This window comes from Treponema sp. R6D11, assembly GCF_054786075.1.
Genome location: NZ_BDHD01001024.1, coordinates 1 through 409 on the forward strand (window position 1 = coordinate 1; position 409 = coordinate 409).

General features: G+C 61.4%; 1 pseudogene. It reads right to left on the bottom strand.

Going from position 1 to position 409, the window contains the following annotated elements:
• Positions 1-409 (bottom strand): annotated as a pseudogene (locus tag ACYVTD_RS17300) (integrase catalytic domain-containing protein); the annotation flags it as partial.

Consider the following 409-nt stretch of genomic DNA (forward strand, 5'->3'; position numbering starts at 1 on the left):
GAGTGGGATACCAGTAATTCAGAAGAGGGTTCAAGAAACGGTAAACCTCGGCGAGCGCGTCACAGGCGTTCTGACCCTCCAAGCGGGCGTATCCGACTGTTTTCCGTACCACGTCGCCGTTTTTCTGCTCGACGAAGCAATTGTCGTTTTTCCGGTAGGGGCGGCCCCGGGTGAACTTAATGCCGTTCTGGACGCACCAGTCAAGGAGCTGGTGGTTGATGAACTCCCCGCCGTTGTCGCTGTCGATGCCGAGCAGGGGGAACGGGAGGCCGTCCCTGGCGCTTTCAATGCGTTTCATGACCCAGCGGTGGGCGTTGTTGAGCAGGGCGCACTCTTCGGTCCACCCCGAGCCCACGACGGGGAGCGTCAGCGTCTGGCAGAACTGGCCGGAGGCGTTAGCCCCGCAGTG